The following is a 17263-nucleotide window of genomic DNA, read 5'->3' on the forward strand; positions in this document are numbered from 1 at the left end:
GCGGGGCGGCGATCCCAGGGTGCATCCGCTCGAAAGAGTCGGGGGTAGTCCAGACGTCGGCATCGCGTCACCGCCAGTGACGCCGCATACGGGCTCTGCCCAAGGATCGGCCCGGACTCGTCCGTGCTCGTTACCGCTTCCACCCCTCGGGACCACGCGATAACCCAGGATCCTTAAGGGTTCCAGAGACGCTACCGGGTACCGAGTTTCTCCGCCCCTGCCGCCCCGGCCCCGTCTTTCGAGGGGCCGGGCCGACGGGCCGGGGCTCAGGCGTCCGGCGCCTCGACAGCAGCCGTAGCCTTGCGGACACGCCGACGCGGCTTGGCGTCCGGCGCTTCTTCGGTCGCCTGGGCCGGGATGTCCACAGCGGTGGCCGCGGCCTTGCGGGTACGTCGGCGGGGCTTGGCCTCCGTCGCCTCGGCCGTGTCGACCGCGGCCTCGGCGACCTTGGCCGCCCGGGTCCGGCGCGGCTTGGCGGCCGGTGCCTCGCCCGCAGGCTCGGTGGCGGCCGCCTCGGTCACGGCCTCAACGGCAGCGGCGGCCTTGCGAGTACGCCGACGCGGCTTGGCCTCCGCCCCCTCGGCCGTGTCCACCGCGGCCTCGGCAGCCTTGGCCGCCCGGCTCCGGCGGGGCTTGGCCGGGGCTTCCTCGGCCACGGCGGCCACGGCGGGCTCCACGGCTTCCACGGCCTTGCGGGTACGTCGGCGCGGCTTGGTCTCCGCGCCCTCGGCCGTGTCCACTGCGGCCTCGGCGGCAGTCGCGGTCGCGGCCTTGGCCCGCGTGCGACGGCGCGGCTTCGGCTCCGCGGCCTCGGCAGCGGCAGCGGCATCGGCATCGGCGGCGGGGGTCTTCACTGCCTCGGCCTCGGTCGCGGCCTCCGCAGTCTTACGGGTGCGTCGGCGCGGCTTGGCCGCCTCCTCAGCGATCGAACCGGTGTCCTCGGCCACGGCTACGGCCTCCGACACGGTCGCCGTCGCCTCCGTTGCCGCCCCGGCACGCGTCCGGCGCCGACGCCGCGGCGTACGCCGCTCGTCGGACTCGGCCGCCTCTGCGGTGTCGACCGCCTCAGCGGCCCCCGACCCCGTCGAAGCCTCCCCCTCCACCGGCGCCCCACTCCGCGTACGCCGACGACGCCGAGGCGTACGGGCCGGACGCTCGCGTTCGGCGGACGGACCGGAGGATCCGGAGGAACGGCCGCCGCGGCCACGCGAACCGCGTCCGCCCGGCTCGCCCAGGTCCTCCAGCTCCTCGGCCTCCAGCCCGGCGCGCGTGCGCTCGGTACGCGGGAGGACACCCTTCGTGCCCTCGGGGATGCCGAGGTCGGCGAAGAAGTGCGGGGAGGTGGAGTACGTCTCCGGCGGGTCGTTGAAGGACAGCTCCAGCGCCTTGTTGATCAGCTGCCAGCGCGGGATGTCGTCCCAGTCGACGAGCGTGATCGCCGTACCGGAGGCGCCGGCGCGGCCCGTACGGCCGATGCGGTGCAGGTACGTCTTCTCGTCTTCCGGGGACTGGTAGTTGATGACGTGCGTGACGCCCTCGACGTCGATACCCCGGGCGGCGACGTCGGTACAGACGAGCACATCCACCTTGCCGTTGCGGAAGGCGCGCAGCGCCTGCTCGCGGGCGCCCTGCCCGAGGTCGCCATGGACAGCGCCGGAAGCGAAGCCCCGGCGCTGCAACTGCTCGGCGATGTCGGCGGCCGTCCGCTTCGTACGGCAGAAGACCATCACCAGACCCCGGCCCTCGGCCTGGAGGATACGGGCGACCATCTCCGGCTTGTCCATGGAGTGCGCGCGGTAGACGTGCTGCGTGGTGTTCGCGACCGTCGCGCCCTGGTCGTCCGGCGCGGTGGCGCGGATGTGCGTGGGCTGCGACATGTAGCGGCGGGCGAGGCCGATGACCGCGCCCGGCATGGTCGCCGAGAACAGCATGGTCTGCCGCTTCGCCGGAAGCATATTGATGATCTTCTCGACGTCGGGCAGGAAGCCCAGGTCGAGCATCTCGTCGGCCTCGTCCAGGACGAGGCAGCGCACGTGCTTGAGGTTCAGCTTCTTCTGGCCGGCCAGGTCGAGCAGGCGGCCCGGGGTGCCGACGACCACGTCGACGCCCTTCTTCAGTGCCTCGACCTGAGGCTCGTACGCACGACCGCCGTAGATCGCCGTCACGCGCACATTGCGGACCTTGCCCGCCGTCAGCAGGTCGTTGGTGACCTGCGTGCACAGCTCACGCGTCGGGACGACGACGAGGGCCTGCGGGGCGTCGGTGAGTTCTTCGGGCTTGGCGCGGCCGGCCTCGACGTCGGCGGGGACGGTGACGCGCTCAAGGAGCGGAAGGCCGAAGCCGAGCGTCTTGCCGGTGCCGGTCTTGGCCTGGCCGATGACGTCGGTGCCGGAGAGGGCGACCGGGAGCGTCATCTCCTGGATGGGGAAGGGGGTGATGATGCCGACGGCTTCCAGGGCCTCGGCCGTCTCGGGAAGGATTCCGAGTTCGCGAAAAGTCGTAGTCAGGGTGCTGCCTCTTCTGTGTACGCGGTGTGAGGCGAGCGCGGGGGTCGTGTCGCCTGACCGTGCCGGGGACGTCGGCCGCCCTCACGGGCCGGCCGTGTGGCACGGGACCACCTGCCGACGCTCTAGCGTCATACCGCTGAGGGTCCCTCCGGACGCCGTACGCGTAGTGCCGTACGAACGGGAGGGCTGTCGGGTCGGAGCCGATCGGGCCACCGACCGGGCATCCTCATGCGTGCGGCCCGTCGAGATACGTCAAAAAACGTTGAGACGCGTCGACGTACTCAGCAGGCGCATTACCACCATACCCCGGAATCGCGCACATGCGATGGCCGATTTGGTCACGTAGTCGTCGTCACACTGATTGACCAGGGACTTCCGTCATGCGACGAGCGGGCTATTGTGCGCTTCATGACGACCTCTGACAAGCCTGAGAACGCCGCAGACACACCCGCCGAGGCCTCGGAAGCTTCCCCCGGCGGCACCGGGGCCACCGGGGTCGCCGCCCAGGACTGGGCGCAGGCCTCCGGGGACCCGCAGTACCGGGCCGCGGTCGTCGACCTGCTCGGAGCGCTCGCGTACGGGGAACTGGCGGCGTTCGAACGGCTCGCGGAGGACGCCAAGCTGGCGCCCAGCCTTGCCGACAAGGCGGAGCTGGCGAAGATGGCGGCGGCCGAGTTCCACCACTTCGAGCAGCTCAGGGACCGGCTCACCGAGATCGGAGCGGAACCGACCGAGGCCATGGAGCCGTTCGTCGCCGCCCTCGACGGCTTCCACAAGCAGACGGCGCCCTCCGACTGGCTGGAAGGGCTCGTCAAGGCGTACGTCGGCGACTCGATCGCCAGTGACTTCTATCGCGAGGTCGCGGCCCGCCTCGACTCCGACACCCGCTCTCTCGTGCTCGCCGTCCTCGACGACACCGGGCACGCCAGCTTCGCCGTGGAGAAGGTGCGCGCCGCGATCGACGCCGACCCGCGTGTGGGCGGGCGGCTCGCGCTGTGGGCGCGGCGGCTGATGGGCGAGGCGTTGTCGCAGTCCCAGCGGGTGGTCGCCGACCGGGACGCCCTGTCGACCATGCTCGTGGGCGGGGTGGCCGATGGGTTCGACCTCGCCGAGGTCGGCAGGATGTTCTCGCGGATCACTGAGGCGCACACGAAGCGGATGGCTGCGCTGGGCTTGGCGGCGTAAGCGCTCCGCTTGGGGGCAGGTGGGTGACTGCGGCTTGCGGTTTGTTTGCGGGTGCCGGTCGTGTGTGGCTGGTCGCGCCCACGCGGCGGAGCCGCATAGTGTCACAGCCCCGCGCCCCTCGGAAGGGGGCTGCGCCCCCATTTACGGGATGCGGCTCGCGTTTTTTCTTACGCCGTCGCTGAGCGGCCGCGGAATCTCTCTGCCGGGCGGAGCAGGAGTGAGAGTGAGGCGGCGGAGACGATCAGTGCGCCGCTGAGGATCACCAGGAAGTTCACGGCACCGAGTGCGGTGTGGGTGAGGAAGGCGCCGAAGAGGGCCCCGGCGACGCCGGTCGGCAGGACCAGGGTGCGGGGCGGGAGGCGGCGCGGGAACCGGTACGTGGCTGCCCACGCCAGGGCGAGGCCGAGGAGGGCGGAGCCGAGCGCTTCCAAGAACATGATGGGGTTCCCTCCCGCACGGCGACAGCGACGGCGACGACAACGGCTATGGCGACGTTCACGACCACGGCCTGGCAAATCGGTCGTAGCGCGTCCTACCCCTGTGGTGCGGGACACAATCCTTCCCTGTGGGTGCGTTGTGCTCCGTCTGTGCAGTTCAGGCCAGCCGTTCAGCTCGGTGGTGTACGGGAGAAGGGGCCCGGTGGTGACTCACCACCGGGCCCCTTCTCCCGTATCCGTATGACCTACAGTGCGCTGAAGCCCACCTTGCGCACGGCCGGCTCGCCGATCTCCACGTATGCGAGGCGGTCGGCCGGGACCAGGACCTTGCGGCCGTGTTCGTCCACGAGGGTCAGAAGCGCCGACTTGCCGGCCAGCGCCTCGGTCACGGCACGCTCGACCTCCTCGGCACTCTGGCCGCTCTCCAGAACGATCTCGCGGGGTGCGTGCTGCACGCCGATCTTGACCTCCACGGCTATGTCCCTCCGACGGTCAGTGAAGTGCGCGGCCGTCCGCGCCGTACCCAGCACACATTAGCCCGGTGAGGGGACCTACACGTTCCGTCCGAGAACGCCACGAGCGAACAACGGACGGGAACAAATCCCCGGGCGGGCGCCGTCAGTGGTGCTGCTCGCTGCCGTGCAGCGGGAAGCCCGCGATGCCGCGCCAGGCGAGCGAGGCCAGCAGATGGACCGCCTGGTCGCGCGGGACACTGCGGTCGCTGTGCAGCCAGCTCCGGGCCACGACCTGGGCGAGGCCGCCCAGACCCGAGGCGAGAAGCATCGACTCGGCCCGCGAGAGGCCGGTGTCCTCGGCGATGATGTCGCAGATCGCTTCCGCGCACTCGTTGGTGACCTTGTCGACGCGCTCGCGCACGGCGGGCTCGTTCGTCAGGTCGGACTCGAACACCAGGCGGAAGGCGCCGCCGTCGTCCTCCACATACGCGAAGTACGCGTCCATCGTGGCCAGTACGCGCTGCTTGTTGTCGGTCGTCGACGCGAGCGCGTTCCGTACGGCCTCGATCAGTGACTCGCAGTGCTGGTCCAGCAGGGCCAGATAGAGGTCGAGCTTGCCCGGGAAGTGCTGGTAGAGCACCGGCTTGCTGACGCCGGCGCGTTCGGCGATGTCGTCCATCGCGGCCGCGTGGTAGCCCTGCGCGACGAAGACCTCCTGGGCGGCGCCCAGCAACTGGTTCCGTCGCGCTCTGCGCGGCAGGCGTGTGCCACGCGGGCGTGCCGCCTCAGTTTGCTCGATGGCTGTCACGCCGCCTCCCAAAATCGTCCACATGCGGTGTGCGCCGCGCCGCCATCGTACTTTTCGGTAATCGTGGTGTGCGCGGTGCGAGCGCAGAATTTCATGGACCGGACGCCGGGGGAAATGGCGCGGAACGCGTCAAACGGGGGCGGGGCGGGCGGATCGTCCGCCTGTCACCGGCTCCTCGGCCGGCCCGTCATCGGTAGTCGTCCTCGTCCAGCTCCACGACCCGTGCTTGTTCGGCCCGGTCGGCCTCGTTGGCGTTGTCCGGGTCGCCGCCGGTCGGCGACTCGTCCTGGTGAGGGGTGAGGTCCGCGTGCTGCTCGGCGGCGTCGGCCTCCGGGGCCTCGACGTCGTACTCGGTGGTGTCGGGCTCGTCGAGGGTTTCGGGATCGGTGGGGTCGACGGTCATGCTGGGCTCCCTTCCCGGAACATCCCAGAACATCCTGAGTGTCCGAACAGCATCCGAGCATTCGTAAACATTCACGAAATTCGAACATGAGTTGAAGGGGCGGGGGCTGTTCCGGGTGCCCTGGTACGAGCCTAGGAGACACCCGATCGCGGCGCTATGCGATCGGTACGCGATTCCCGCGGAACAACCGGTGTCGGCGAACGCAGGCCACCTGTGACCGCGAACCGTAGGCAACCCGTGACGGCAAACCGTAGGCAACCTGTGATGGCGAACACATGAACCACTGCGTGATCGTCTCGTAACATTGCTCCATGTCTTCGACCGAGCTGCCGTCCGTGCTGGCCTCCACCGTCGCTCCCCGGCCGGGCGCCGTGCGGGTCGCGGCCGGGGAACGACTGCACTCGGTCAGACTGCCCGGGGTCATGCTGAACGTACGGTCGAGGGTGCAGGGCCGCGAGGGGCTGCCGCCCGCCCTGTACGTGCACGGCCTGGGCGGTTCCTCGCAGAACTGGTCGGCGATGATGCCGATGCTCGACGAGTCCGTGGCCGGTGAGGCCATCGATCTGCCCGGCTTCGGGGACTCGCCACCACCGGACGACGGCGACTACTCCGTCACGGGGCACGCGCGCGCGGTGATCCGGTATCTCGACGCCGCCGAACGCGGACCCGTCCACCTCTTCGGGAACTCGCTGGGCGGCGCCGTCAGTACCCGGGTCGCGGCCCTGCGCCCCGATCTCGTCCGTACGCTCACCCTCGTCTCGCCCGCCCTCCCCGAGATCCGGGTGCAGCGGACCGCCGTGCCGACCGCGCTGCTGGCCCTGCCGGGCGTGGCCGGGCTGTTCACGCGGGTCACCCGGGACTGGAGCGCCGAGCAACGCGTACGCGGGGTCATGGCGCTCTGCTACGGCGACCCCGGGCGCGTCACGCCGGAAGGTTTCCGCAACGCCGTGGACGAGATGGAGCGCCGCCTCCGGCTCCCGTACGTCTGGGACGCGCTGGCCCGCTCCGCGCGCGGGCTCGTGAACGCGTACACCCTGGGCGGTCAGCACGGGCTCTGGCGCCAGGCCGAGCGCGTCCTCGCGCCCACGCTTCTGATCTACGGCGGCCGCGACCAGCTCGTCTCCTATCGCATGGCCCAGCGCGCCGCCCGCTGTTTCCGCGACTCCCGGCTGGTGTCCCTGCCGGACGCGGGGCACGTGGCGATGATGGAGTACCCGGACCTGGTCGCCGCGGCCTTCCATGAACTGCTGGCGGAGACGGCGAAGGCGCGCGATTCGGCCGGGCTTGGCCGTGGGGGTGGTGGTCCGGCTGCCGGTGCGGGTGGCCCGGCCGGTGCGGGTGGTCTGTCGGCCGCTGGTGAGTCGTCGTCCGGTGCGGGTGGTCTGTCGGTCGTCGGTGAGTCGTCGTCCGGTGCCGGTGAGGCGTCCGGTGCGGGTGCGTCCGAGGTCTCCAGCGACTCCGGTGTGGGGAGCTGAGGCGCGGCGTGGGACGTCACAGCCGCAAGGGGCGGGCTTCCAAGAAAGACACGAGCGAAGTACCAGGTGTCCCGGCGCCGGGAGGTCCGGCCGGTCCGGGCAACCGGGGGCCCGGAAACGGCCGGGGTGCTCCACCGCCTCCGGGCGGGCCGGCGCAGCAGCCGAGGGGCGGGACTCCGCCTCGGGGCGAGCAGCGTCCGCCGTACGGCACGCCCGCGCAGGGCATGCCGAGGGTGCCGCACGGGTACGACGGGACGCCTGCGCGGGGGGTGCCGCGTTTTCCCGACGGCACGCCTGCCAGTGGCGTCCCCCGCTTTCCCGACGGGACTCCTGTGCAGGGGGTGCCTCGGTTCGTTGACGGGGCTCCCGGTCGTGGGGTTCCGCGGTTCGCTGACGGCACGCCGGCTCATGGGGTGCCCCGTTTCCCCGACGGCACTCCCGCCCACGGAGTCCCGCATCTTCCTGACGGGACGCCCGGTCGTGGGGTTCCGCGGTTCGCTGACGGCACCCCCGCTCATGGGGTGCCGCGCTTTCCTGACGGGACTCCTGCGCAGGGGGTGCCGCGCTTCCCCGACGGGACGCCCGCTCATGGGGTCCCGAGGTTCCCTGATGGCACCCCGGCCCACGGTGTCCCTCGTTACCCGGACGGCACCCCGGCCCACGGCGTCCCCCGTTACCCTGACGGCACGCCCGCGCACGGCACCCCCCGGGTGCGCAGCGGGCACCCCGAGCAGCGTGAGCCGGGCGGTGGCTGGGGGCAGGCCGGCGGTGAGGGCCGGCCGATGGGGGCCGGACCCGGCGTAGCACCCGGGGCCGCCGCCCCCGGTATTCCCCAAGGCGGCCCGGCGGGGATGCCTGCCGGAGGCAATCCCGGCCCTCGTGCCCGCATCCCCGGGCAGCGGCAGCAGCCCGCCGACATGCCGCCCGGCTCGGCCTCCGCCTCCGGCCCCCGTCAGGCCTACCTCGAAGCCTTCACCGAGGTCGACGACGTCTTCGCGCCCGGTCAGAAGCACCGTGTCGCACGCGGCCCCGAGGCCGAGGAGGCGGTCGGGGCGTCGCCGACGGAGGCCCCGGACGTCCCCGAGGCCGAGGCCGAGGAGACCCGGAAGGGGAGCAAGGGGCGGACGTTCACCGGGATCGCCGCGGCCGCGGTCACCACCGTGCTGGCCGTCGTCGTGGCCGGGCAGGTCACCGACGACCGGAACGACACCGTCGCGCAGTCGCAGGCCGAAGACAGCGAGGGCCGCGACATCCGCGACGACTCCGCCTCGCGGACCGACAGCCGCCCCGCCCCCTCGGAGTCGCCGAGCGCGACCCCGCTGACGTACGACGAGAAGATGGACCAGAAGAACACGCTCGCTGCCGACCTGGCGGGGAGCGGGAAGTTCGCGGCGGTCGGGGGCCTCGACCAGGCGCCGGGGACCGGGCAGAAGTTCCGGTACCGCGTGGACGTCGAGGAAGGGATCGGGCTGGACGCGGAGCTGTTCGCCGAGGCCGTGCAGAAGACCCTGAACGACGACCGGGGCTGGGCCCACAACGGCGGCCGTACCTTCGAACGGATCTCCTCCGGCACCCCCGACTTCGTCATCACACTCGCGAGCCCGGGGACCACCGCCGAGTGGTGCGCCAAGTCGGGCCTCGACACGACCGTGGACAACGTGTCCTGCGACTCCGCCGCCACCGAGCGCGTGATGATCAACGCCTATCGCTGGGCTCAGGGTGCGGAGACCTACGGCGACAAGATCCACGCGTACCGGCAGATGCTGATCAACCACGAGATCGGTCACCGCCTCGGCTACGGCCATGTGACCTGCGACAAGGACGGCGACCTGGCTCCCGTCATGCAGCAGCAGACGAAGTTCCTCAACCACGACGGGATCCGGTGCAGGGCCAATCCCTGGCCGTACCCCGGGTAGGCCCCTGGCTTAACAAAACGTAACTACTTGATCCCTTAGCGCGACGAAACGCGACCCGCACGCGAAAGTTACGACCGTTCACCCCTTTTGGTGGCGCGATGGACAACCGTCCGTCGCGCCACCGCCTTGTCCGCATACGTTCGTCCCGCTGCGAGCCGCCGGATCAACGGCGGCTCCCCAAACGGGAGATCGGGGGTGCACACGTGCGCATCGGACTGCTGACAGAAGGCGGCTATCCGTACGTGAGCGGTGACGCCAGGCTCTGGTGCGACCGGCTCGTGCGCGGACTCGGGCAGCACGAGTTCGACATCTACGCGCTCAGCCGCAGCGAGAGCCAGGAGGACGAGGGCTGGATCCAGCTCCCGCCGCAGGTCAGCCGCGTACGGACCGCGCCGCTGTGGATGGCCGTGGACGACGGGGTCGTTCACGGGCGCCGGGCGCGACGGCGCTTCACGGAGGCGTACGGGGAGCTGGCGGCGGCGGTCTGCGCGGCGGGGGAGCCGGGGCGGCCGGGAGAGTCGGGGAGGCCGGGAGAGCCGAGGGTGCCCGGTGCTTCCGGGAGTGCCTCCGAGGCCAAGGCCTCCGGGAGCGCTTCCGAAGGCCCCGCGGGCGGTCCCGACTCCGTGGCGGACCGTTTCGGCAGTGCGCTGTACGGGCTTGCCGAACTCGCCCGCGACGAGGGCGGGCTGGTCGGCGCGCTGCGCTCGGAGACCGCCGTACGCATGCTGGAGCGCGCCTGTCGCGCGCCCGGCGCACTGCGGGCGGCGCGCGAGGCCCGCGTCCCCGATCTGCTCGCCGTCGCCGCGCATCTCGAACGCGCCCTGCGCCCCCTCTCGCTCGACTGGTACGAGGACGACGGGCTCGGCTCCGTCGACCTGTGCCATGCCGCGGCGGGCGGATCGGCCGCGCTGCCCGGGCTGCTGGCCCGCCACTTCTCCGGGATACCGCTGCTGGTCACGGAGTACGGCGTGCCGTTGCGGGCGCACTACCTGGGGGCCTCCGGGGACGCACCGGTGCGCGCGCTGCTCGCGGCCTTCCACGGGCGGCTGGCCGCCGAGGTGTACCGGCAGGCCGCCTGCGTCACCCCCGGCAACACTCACGCCCGCCGCTGGCAGGAGCGGTGCGGAGCCGACCGTGCCCGCATCCGCACGGTCTACCCGGGCATGGAGGCATCCCGCTTCGCGGAGGTGGGCGAGTCCGCGGAGTGCGCCGACCCCCGCACGCTGGTCTGGATCGGCCGCGTCGAACCCACCAAGGACCTGATCTCCCTCCTCCACGCCTTCGCGGAGATCCGCAAGGGCGAACCGAAGGCGCGGCTGCGCATCGTGGGCACCGCCTCGGGTGCCGAGGGGATCGCCTACCTCGGTCACTGCCGGGGGCTGGCCGCGCAGCTCTTTCCCGACGAGGCGGAGGGCGTGCACGAGGTCGGCGACAACCCGGTGTCGTTCGAGGAGATCGGCGGCCCGGAGGTGCCGGACCTCGCGGAGGCGTACGCGTCCGGGGCCGTGGTCGTGCTGTCGAGCGTGGTCGAGGGCTTTCCGATCAGCTTGGTCGAGGCGATGTTCTGCGGACGGGCGACGGTGTCGACCGACGTGGGCGCGGTCGTGGAGGTCATCGGAGGTACGGGGCTCGTCGTGCCGCCACGCAATCCGCGGGCGCTCGCGGAGGCGTGCGTGTCGCTGCTGCGCGACCCGGAGCGTCGTGCGCGCCTCGGGGCGGCCGCCCGCGCGCGGGCCCTCGAACTGTTCACCGTCGAGCAGAACATCGCGGCATTTCGTGGCATCTACCTGGAGATCGTCTCCCACTCGCCGGTCCGGCGCGTGGTCGTCGACGACATGGGCGAACCGCTGCCCTTCGGCGCACCGGCCGAGGCCCACGTGCCGGGCCGCTGGACCGAGGCCCGCCTCGCCGCCGGGGGCGGTCCCCGGTGGGCGCTGGGGGTGCCGGTGCAGGCCACGGCTCCCGTGCGGGCGACGGTACCCGCCGTCGCCGTCGAAGAGCCGGTTCCGGCGGGGGAGGGGGCGCGATGAGCGAGCTGGGCGAACTCGACCGGTCGGGTCCGTGGTCGGCGGCCGACGGGGGCGCCGACAAGTCGGCCACGGCGATTTCCGGGGCTTCCCTCCGGCGCGGTGGCGTGGACCCCGTGAAGGCGCTGATGCACCGTCACCGTGGACTGTGCGAGCGGGCCGTCGACCCACTGGAGATCGCGGCCGGACTTGAGGCCCACGGTGTCACCGACCGCACCGCCGCCCGCTTCCGGCACCGGGACGTGTTCTCGCTCGCCGAGGAGATGTACGCGCGCGCGCCCCGCGACGGGGAGGCACGCCAGAAGGAACCCCAGGTCGAGGAACCCGGCACGCGCAGCGCCGCTTGGGCACTCCTCGCCCTGCTGCCGGGCGCCCTGTGCGCGGCAGCCGTGGTCGGCGTACGGCTCACCGACGGCCGGCCGCGCCTCGCGGTCGTCGCCGTCGGCGCCCTCGCCGTCGCGCTGCCCCTGCGCACGGTCCTCCGCCGGGGCCCGCTGCACGTCCCGTCCGGCACGAGGAGCGGCACGCGCGCGTGGACGTACTGGCTGCTCGCGTACGCCCTCCTCGGCGACGGTCTCCTGACCGCCGGCCTCGACGGCGGCCCGCACGGCCCCTGGCCCCTGGCCACGGCCCCCGTGCTGGCTCTCACCCTGGCCTGCGCCCCCGCGATCTGGTGCGCCCACCTCTTCCGGGCGCGCGCCCGCCGCAAACTGGGCGCCAGCCGCGGTCTCGCCGAGTTCGCCGACTCCGTACAACCTCTGCTCCTCGGTACATTCGCCCTCTTCCTGTGCACCCTGGCCGCCCTGCTCACCCTGTGCGGCGCCGTCCTCGACGAGCCCGCCGCGTACGCCGGAGCCGGTGCCCTGGGGGCACTTCTCCTGCTCGCACGTCTGCTGGCCGCGCACGGCTTCACGCACGCGCCGGCCGTTGTCCTCGGCGCGGCGGGCGCGGCCGAGGCCACGACACTGGCCGCCGCGTTCGCCGGCCGCCTGCCGGGCTGCTCGTTCCTCGCCGCCCCTGTGCGGACCGTCGTCGACACCTGGGGGCCGGGTGCGGTCCCGGGCGTCGTGTGCGGCGGGGCCGCGCTCGTCCTCCTGCTCCACTCGACCCGAACCCTGACCCGGGCCTCGGCCCATGCCCTGCCCTCCGGGGCGCCCTGAACTCCGGCTCACCGCCGCGGTGATCCGCCCGCACGGCCCACCACGGACCCCGAGCCGAGACCGACGCCCGGGACGGAACTCACAACCCGTCCCGAGCACACCCCTCCCGCGGGGCCGACACCGCGGGCCTTCCCTCGACCCACGGCACCACCCCGTAAGGAGAACGCCAGATGATCAACTCCCGAACCGGAGAATCCGCCCCGGGAGCCGCCCGATGAGGGTCCTGCTGATCGGAGCCAACGGATACCTCGGCCGTTTCGTGGCCGACCGCCTGCTCGCCGACCCGGCTGTCCAGCTCACCGCGCTGGGGCGCGGCGACGACGCCGACGTGCGGTTCGACCTCGCCAGCGGCAGCCCCGGCGCGCTCACCCGCTTCCTGGACGCGGTGCATCCCGGAGTCGTCGTCAACTGCGCCGGAGCCACCCGCGGCGGCGCCCGCGAACTCACCCGGCACAACACTGTCGCCGTCGCCACCGTCTGCGAGGCCCTGCGCCGCAGCGGCTGCGGGGCGCGCCTGGTCCAGATCGGCTGCGGTGCCGAGTACGGACCCAGCCAGCCCGGCTCCTCCACCGCCGAGGACGCCGTGCCGCGCCCCGGTGGCCCGTACGGCGTGAGCAAGCTCGCCGCCACCGAACTCGTCCTCGGCTCCGGCCTGGACGCCGTCGTGCTGCGCGTGTTCTCGCCCGCGGGGCCCGGCACCCCGGCCGGCTCCCCGCTCGGCCGCCTCGCCGAGGCCATGCGCCGCGCCATGCAGTCCGGCGACGGCGAACTCAAACTCGGCGGCCTCGGCGTCCAGCGCGACTTCGTCGACGTACGCGATGTCGCCCGCGCCGTCCACGCCGCCTCGCTCTCCGCTGCCCAGGGCGTGATCAACATCGGCTCGGGCCGTGCCGTGCGCCTCCGCGACGCCGCGGCCGTCCTCGCCCGGGTGGCCGGCTACGGCGGTGCCCTGCACGAACTCGACGGCCCGCCAGGTCCCGTCAGGCCGTCCATCGGTCACCCCCGCCCCGAACCGGACCACGCGGCTCCGGTCGCGTACCCCTACCCGGACGGCTGCGGCAGCTGGCAGCAGGCCGATGTGCGTACGGCCCGCGACCGGCTCGGCTGGCGGCCCCGGATCAACCTCGAAGAGTCCCTCGCCGACATCTGGATGGAGGCGGCATGCCGCATCTGACCAGCACCGCCACCGGCACCACCAGCACCGGCTTAAGCCTCGGCTTCGGCATCCCCGGCTTTGCACACCCCCTTGTCGCTCCGCTGGAATGGGGCGAACTCACCCGCCCCGGCACCCCCTTGCACTGGGTCGTCCTGAACGTCGCCGACGGCCCCGGCACTCGCCCCGACCCGCACTGTCTGGCGGCGGCCGGCCGACTGCGCAACGCGGGTGTCCGCCTCCTCGGACGCCTGGACGTGACGTATGGCGCACGCACCTTCGGCGAGCTGGTCTCCGACGCGCACCGGTATCTCGACTGGTACCGGGTCGACGGCTTCCTCCTCGATCGCTGCCCCAGCGAGCGCACCGCCCTGCCGGAGATTCGTCGCACGGCCACCACGCTCCGCGCGCTGGTCGACGACGGCGGCCACATCGTGTTCGGGCACGGGACCCACCCGTATGCCGGATATGCAGAGAGTGCCGACCAGTTGGTGACCTTCTCGGGCCCCTGGAGCGACTACCGCTGGTCGCAGGTGGCCGAGTGGACCGCCGACCATCCGCCCGAGCGGTTCTGCCACTTCGTGCACGGCGTCCCACGCGGTCACCTCGACGAGGCCCTGCGCATCGCCCGCTGGCAGGGCGCCTCGACGATCTACTTCACCGACCGCTCGGACCGGCGCGGCCGCATCGACCCGTGGGAGACCCTGCCCGGCTACTGGGACGACATCGTCTCGCTTCTTGGACCAGGTGTCTCGGAATGAAAAAGGGCGTGGCAGTGTTACGGGGAGAACAACTGTAGTGATTGACCGATCAACGGAGTCCCCGTGTCGCTGCCACCCCTGGTCGAGCCAGCTCCTGAGCTCACCGTAGACGAGGTCCGCAGGTACTCCCGCCACCTGATCATCCCCGACGTGGGCATGGACGGGCAGAAGCGGCTGAAGAACGCCAAGGTGCTGTGTGTGGGCGCCGGCGGCCTGGGCTCGCCGGCCCTCATGTACCTGGCCGCGGCGGGTGTCGGCACTCTCGGCATCGTGGAGTTCGACGAGGTCGACGAGTCGAACCTGCAGCGCCAGATCATCCACAGCCAGGCGGACATCGGCCGCTCCAAGGCCGAGTCTGCGCGCGACTCCGTCCTCGGCATCAACCCGTACGTGAACGTGATCCTTCACGAGGAGCGGCTCGAAGCCGACAACGTGATGGACATCTTCAGCCAGTACGACCTGATCGTCGACGGCACGGACAACTTCGCCACCCGCTACCTGGTCAACGACGCGTGCGTGCTGCTCAACAAGCCGTACGTGTGGGGTTCGATCTACCGCTTCGACGGCCAGGCCTCCGTCTTCTGGTCCGAGTACGGTCCCTGCTACCGCTGCCTCTACCCGGAGCCCCCGCCCCCCGGTATGGTCCCCTCCTGCGCCGAGGGCGGCGTCCTGGGTGTGCTGTGCGCGTCCATCGGCTCCATCCAGGTCACCGAGGCGATCAAGGTTCTCACCGGCACCGGCGAGCCCCTCGTCGGCCGCCTGATGATCTACGACGCCCTGGAGATGCAGTACCGCCAGGTCAAGGTCCGCAAGGACCCGAACTGCGCGGTCTGCGGCGAGAACCCGAGCGTCACCGAGCTCATCGACTACGAGGCCTTCTGCGGCGTCGTGTCCGAGGAGGCCCAGGCGGCGGCCGCCGACTCGACGATCACTCCCAAGCAGCTCAAGGAGTGGATCGACGACGGCGAGAGCATCGAGATCATCGACGTCCGCGAGATCAACGAGTACGAGATCGTCTCCATCCCGGGCGCCCGGCTGATCCCGAAGAACGAGTTCCTCATGGGCACCGCCCTGGAGACCCTCCCGCAGGACAAGAAGATCGTCTTGCATTGCAAGACGGGTGTCCGCAGTGCGGAAGTCCTCGCCGTCCTCAAGTCGGCGGGCTTCTCCGACGCGGTCCACGTCGGCGGCGGCGTGATCGGCTGGGTCAACCAGATCGAGCCGCACAAGCCCGTTTACTGAGCCGCGGTCCGTCCCGCTCTTCTGTTCCCGGGGGTTGCCCACACCGAGCGTGTGGGCAACCCCCGGCGGCGTCATGAACAGACCTTGCCGTCCTCCGGTACGGACCCCTCCAGCAGGTACGCGTTGATCGTGGAGTCGACACAGCCGCTGCCGCTCCCGTACGCCCCATGGCCCTCGCCCTCCCAGGTGAGCACCACACCGACGCCCTTGCCCAACTCGTCCGCCATCTTCTGCGCGCCCTCGTACGGTGTCGCCGGGTCCCCGGTGTTGCCCACCACCAGCACCGGCTCGGCTCCCGGGGCGCTCACCTCCGGGGTGTCGAACTGGCCCGGAACCGGCCAGTCGTGGCACCAGCCCGCCGTGTCCCAGCCCAGGAACTCGCCGAAGACGGGAGAGATCTCCTGGAACTCGGGCAGCAGCCTCTCCGCCTCCTGGGACGTCGGCCGCTGCATGCTGTCCAAGCACGATATGACCCGTTGCGAGTGGGTCGTCGTGCCGTAGCGACCCGAGGGGTCCCGCTCGTTGTAGCCGTCGGCCAGTGCGAGCAGCTCCGAGCCGTCCCCGTTCTCGGCCGCGTCGAGCGCGCTGGTCAGCGTCGGCCAGCTCAGCTCGCTGTAGAGCGGCTGGACGATGCCGGTGAGCGCCAGCGTCTCGGTGAGCTCGCGGCCGGACCCTGTCGGCAGCGGCTCGGCGTCGATCCGCGCCAGCAGGTCCACGATCTCCTGCGTGCCCTGCTCCGGGTCCTGGCCCGTGGACTTCAGGTAGTTGTCCAGGGCGCGCTGGAAGCCCTGGGTCTGGTTCTTGGCGTGGCCCACCGTGTCGGCGCTCGGGTCGACGACCGCGTCCAGCACCAGGCGCCCCACGTTCTCGGGGAACAAGTGGGCGTAGACGCCGCCGAGTTCGGTGCCGTAGGAGATGCCGAAGTAGTGCATCTTCCGGTCGCCGAGGACCTGGCGCATGAGGTCCATGTCGCGGGCCGTGTCGGTCGTCGAGACGTGCGCCAGCAATTCGCCCGCCGCCTTCTCGCAGCCCGCCCCGAAGTCGGCCGCGTCCTTGAAGTACGTCGTCTCCTCGGCCGGGTCGTCCGGTGTTGCGTCCACCGACTCGGCGGCCTGGATCTCCTGGTCGCTGCGGCAGCGCACCCCCTCGCTGGCGGCGACTCCGCGCGGGTCCCAGCTCACCAGGTCGTACCGCTCGTGCAGTTCGCCCGCGTTGCCGGCGTACCACGGCATCGTGGACACGCCCGAGCCGCCCGGACCGCCGAAGTTGAACAGGAGCGAGCCGATACGGTCGCCGCTGCCTCCGGTCGCCTCGGACCTGATCAGCGCGAGCCCTATCGTCTTCCCGTCCGGCTTCGCGTAGTCCAGCGGCACCTTCAGCGTCGCGCACTCCCAGCCGCTGCCGGGCGCGGGACCGTCCGCCGTCGCCTCGCAACGGTCCCAGTCGAGCTGCTGGGAGGTGAGCGATGACGGCAGCCCCGATGACGACGCACCGGACGAGTCCGTGGCCGACGGGCCCGTGTCGCCCTTCCCGTCGTCCGTACTGTCCCCGGACGAGCCGCTGCAGCCGGCCACCAGCAGCGCCGCCGCGGCCAGCGCCGCTCCTCGCATGAATCGCGCCATGAGCACTTCCCCCTCGCGATGTCGTCCGCCGGATGCCGCGGATGACAGTCATGCCATGGTAGGCGGATTGCAGCGATCACCGCGGCTGGCTGTGGATAACCCTCTGACCTGC

The 17263-nt window shown here is 71.7% G+C and carries 14 protein-coding genes; 8 read left to right on the top strand and 6 right to left on the bottom strand.

What is annotated here, in order from left to right:
- Positions 1 to 266: 266 nt before the first annotated feature.
- The gene (locus ACWD3C_RS13670) at positions 267 to 2414 is read right to left on the bottom strand and encodes a DEAD/DEAH box helicase (RefSeq protein WP_451143362.1); all 2148 of its coding nucleotides are present in this window, start codon (positions 2412 to 2414) and stop codon (positions 267 to 269) included.
- Positions 2415 to 2915: 501 nt separating this feature from the next.
- On the opposite strand from ACWD3C_RS13670, the gene ACWD3C_RS13675 reads away from it, so the two are divergent.
- On the top strand, positions 2916 to 3692 hold the full coding sequence (locus ACWD3C_RS13675; RefSeq protein WP_451143364.1) for a ferritin-like fold-containing protein: 777 nt from the start codon (positions 2916 to 2918) through the stop codon (positions 3690 to 3692).
- 167 nt (positions 3693 to 3859) lie between these two features.
- Here the strand turns inward: ACWD3C_RS13675 and ACWD3C_RS13680 are convergent, their stop codons facing one another.
- The 4 genes from ACWD3C_RS13680 to ACWD3C_RS13695 form a co-directional block, all read right to left on the bottom strand.
- Positions 3860 to 4129, bottom strand: coding sequence for a hypothetical protein (locus ACWD3C_RS13680; protein WP_451143366.1), 270 nt, complete (start codon positions 4127 to 4129; stop codon positions 3860 to 3862).
- Positions 4130 to 4374: 245 nt separating this feature from the next.
- Positions 4375 to 4602, bottom strand: coding sequence for a DUF3107 domain-containing protein (locus ACWD3C_RS13685; protein ID WP_451143368.1), 228 nt, complete (start codon positions 4600 to 4602; stop codon positions 4375 to 4377).
- Between the two features lie 145 nt (positions 4603 to 4747).
- On the bottom strand, positions 4748 to 5392 hold the full coding sequence (locus tag ACWD3C_RS13690; protein ID WP_451143370.1) for a TetR/AcrR family transcriptional regulator: 645 nt from the start codon (positions 5390 to 5392) through the stop codon (positions 4748 to 4750).
- 187 nt (positions 5393 to 5579) lie between these two features.
- Entirely contained in the window at positions 5580 to 5795 is a 216-nt protein-coding gene (locus ACWD3C_RS13695) for a hypothetical protein (protein WP_451143372.1), read from the bottom strand.
- Positions 5796 to 6106: 311 nt separating this feature from the next.
- Between ACWD3C_RS13695 and ACWD3C_RS13700 the strand changes: the two genes are divergently transcribed.
- The 7 genes from ACWD3C_RS13700 (at position 6107) to moeZ (ending at position 15529) form a co-directional block, all read left to right on the top strand.
- On the top strand, positions 6107 to 7270 hold the full coding sequence (locus ACWD3C_RS13700) for an alpha/beta fold hydrolase (RefSeq protein WP_451143374.1): 1164 nt from the start codon (positions 6107 to 6109) through the stop codon (positions 7268 to 7270).
- 521 nt (positions 7271 to 7791) lie between these two features.
- Complete coding sequence (locus ACWD3C_RS13705; protein ID WP_451143376.1) at positions 7792 to 9186, top strand: DUF3152 domain-containing protein; 1395 nt, start codon at positions 7792 to 7794, stop codon at positions 9184 to 9186.
- A 203-nt stretch (positions 9187 to 9389) separates the two neighbouring features.
- Entirely contained in the window at positions 9390 to 11216 is a 1827-nt protein-coding gene (locus ACWD3C_RS13710; RefSeq protein WP_451143378.1) for a DUF3492 domain-containing protein, read from the top strand.
- Positions 11213 to 12373, top strand: a complete 1161-nt coding sequence (locus tag ACWD3C_RS13715; RefSeq protein WP_451143380.1) for a hypothetical protein — start codon at positions 11213 to 11215, stop codon at positions 12371 to 12373. Before ACWD3C_RS13710 ends, ACWD3C_RS13715 begins: the two co-directional genes overlap by 4 nt.
- Before the next feature lie 214 nt (positions 12374 to 12587).
- On the top strand, positions 12588 to 13547 hold the full coding sequence (locus ACWD3C_RS13720) for an NAD-dependent epimerase/dehydratase family protein (protein WP_451143382.1): 960 nt from the start codon (positions 12588 to 12590) through the stop codon (positions 13545 to 13547).
- Positions 13535 to 14287 (top strand): spherulation-specific family 4 protein, encoded by a 753-nt coding sequence (locus ACWD3C_RS13725; protein ID WP_451143384.1) that lies wholly within the window; start codon positions 13535 to 13537, stop codon positions 14285 to 14287. Before ACWD3C_RS13720 ends, ACWD3C_RS13725 begins: the two co-directional genes overlap by 13 nt.
- Before the next feature lie 63 nt (positions 14288 to 14350).
- On the top strand, positions 14351 to 15529 hold the full coding sequence (gene moeZ, locus ACWD3C_RS13730) for an adenylyltransferase/sulfurtransferase MoeZ (RefSeq protein WP_451143386.1): 1179 nt from the start codon (positions 14351 to 14353) through the stop codon (positions 15527 to 15529).
- A 71-nt stretch (positions 15530 to 15600) separates the two neighbouring features.
- Here moeZ and ACWD3C_RS13735 read toward each other — a convergent pair whose 3' ends face one another.
- On the bottom strand, positions 15601 to 17151 hold the full coding sequence (locus ACWD3C_RS13735; protein WP_451143388.1) for an alpha/beta hydrolase: 1551 nt from the start codon (positions 17149 to 17151) through the stop codon (positions 15601 to 15603).
- Between the last annotated feature and the right edge of the window lie 112 nt (positions 17152 to 17263).

The organism is Streptomyces sp. NPDC002845 (assembly GCF_053591955.1).

Coding starts and splice junctions, on each gene's coding strand:
- ACWD3C_RS13670 (WP_451143362.1), bottom strand. CDS start 2,414: ATGACGCTCCCGGTCGCCCTCTCCGGCACCGACGTCATCGGCCAGGCC.
- ACWD3C_RS13675 (WP_451143364.1), top strand. CDS start 2,916: ATGACGACCTCTGACAAGCCTGAGAACGCCGCAGACACACCCGCCGAG.
- ACWD3C_RS13680 (WP_451143366.1), bottom strand. CDS start 4,129: ATGTTCTTGGAAGCGCTCGGCTCCGCCCTCCTCGGCCTCGCCCTGGCG.
- ACWD3C_RS13695 (WP_451143372.1), bottom strand. CDS start 5,795: ATGACCGTCGACCCCACCGATCCCGAAACCCTCGACGAGCCCGACACC.
- ACWD3C_RS13700 (WP_451143374.1), top strand. CDS start 6,107: ATGTCTTCGACCGAGCTGCCGTCCGTGCTGGCCTCCACCGTCGCTCCC.
- ACWD3C_RS13715 (WP_451143380.1), top strand. CDS start 11,213: ATGAGCGAGCTGGGCGAACTCGACCGGTCGGGTCCGTGGTCGGCGGCC.
- ACWD3C_RS13720 (WP_451143382.1), top strand. CDS start 12,588: ATGAGGGTCCTGCTGATCGGAGCCAACGGATACCTCGGCCGTTTCGTG.
- ACWD3C_RS13725 (WP_451143384.1), top strand. CDS start 13,535: ATGCCGCATCTGACCAGCACCGCCACCGGCACCACCAGCACCGGCTTA.
- ACWD3C_RS13735 (WP_451143388.1), bottom strand. CDS start 17,151: ATGGCGCGATTCATGCGAGGAGCGGCGCTGGCCGCGGCGGCGCTGCTG.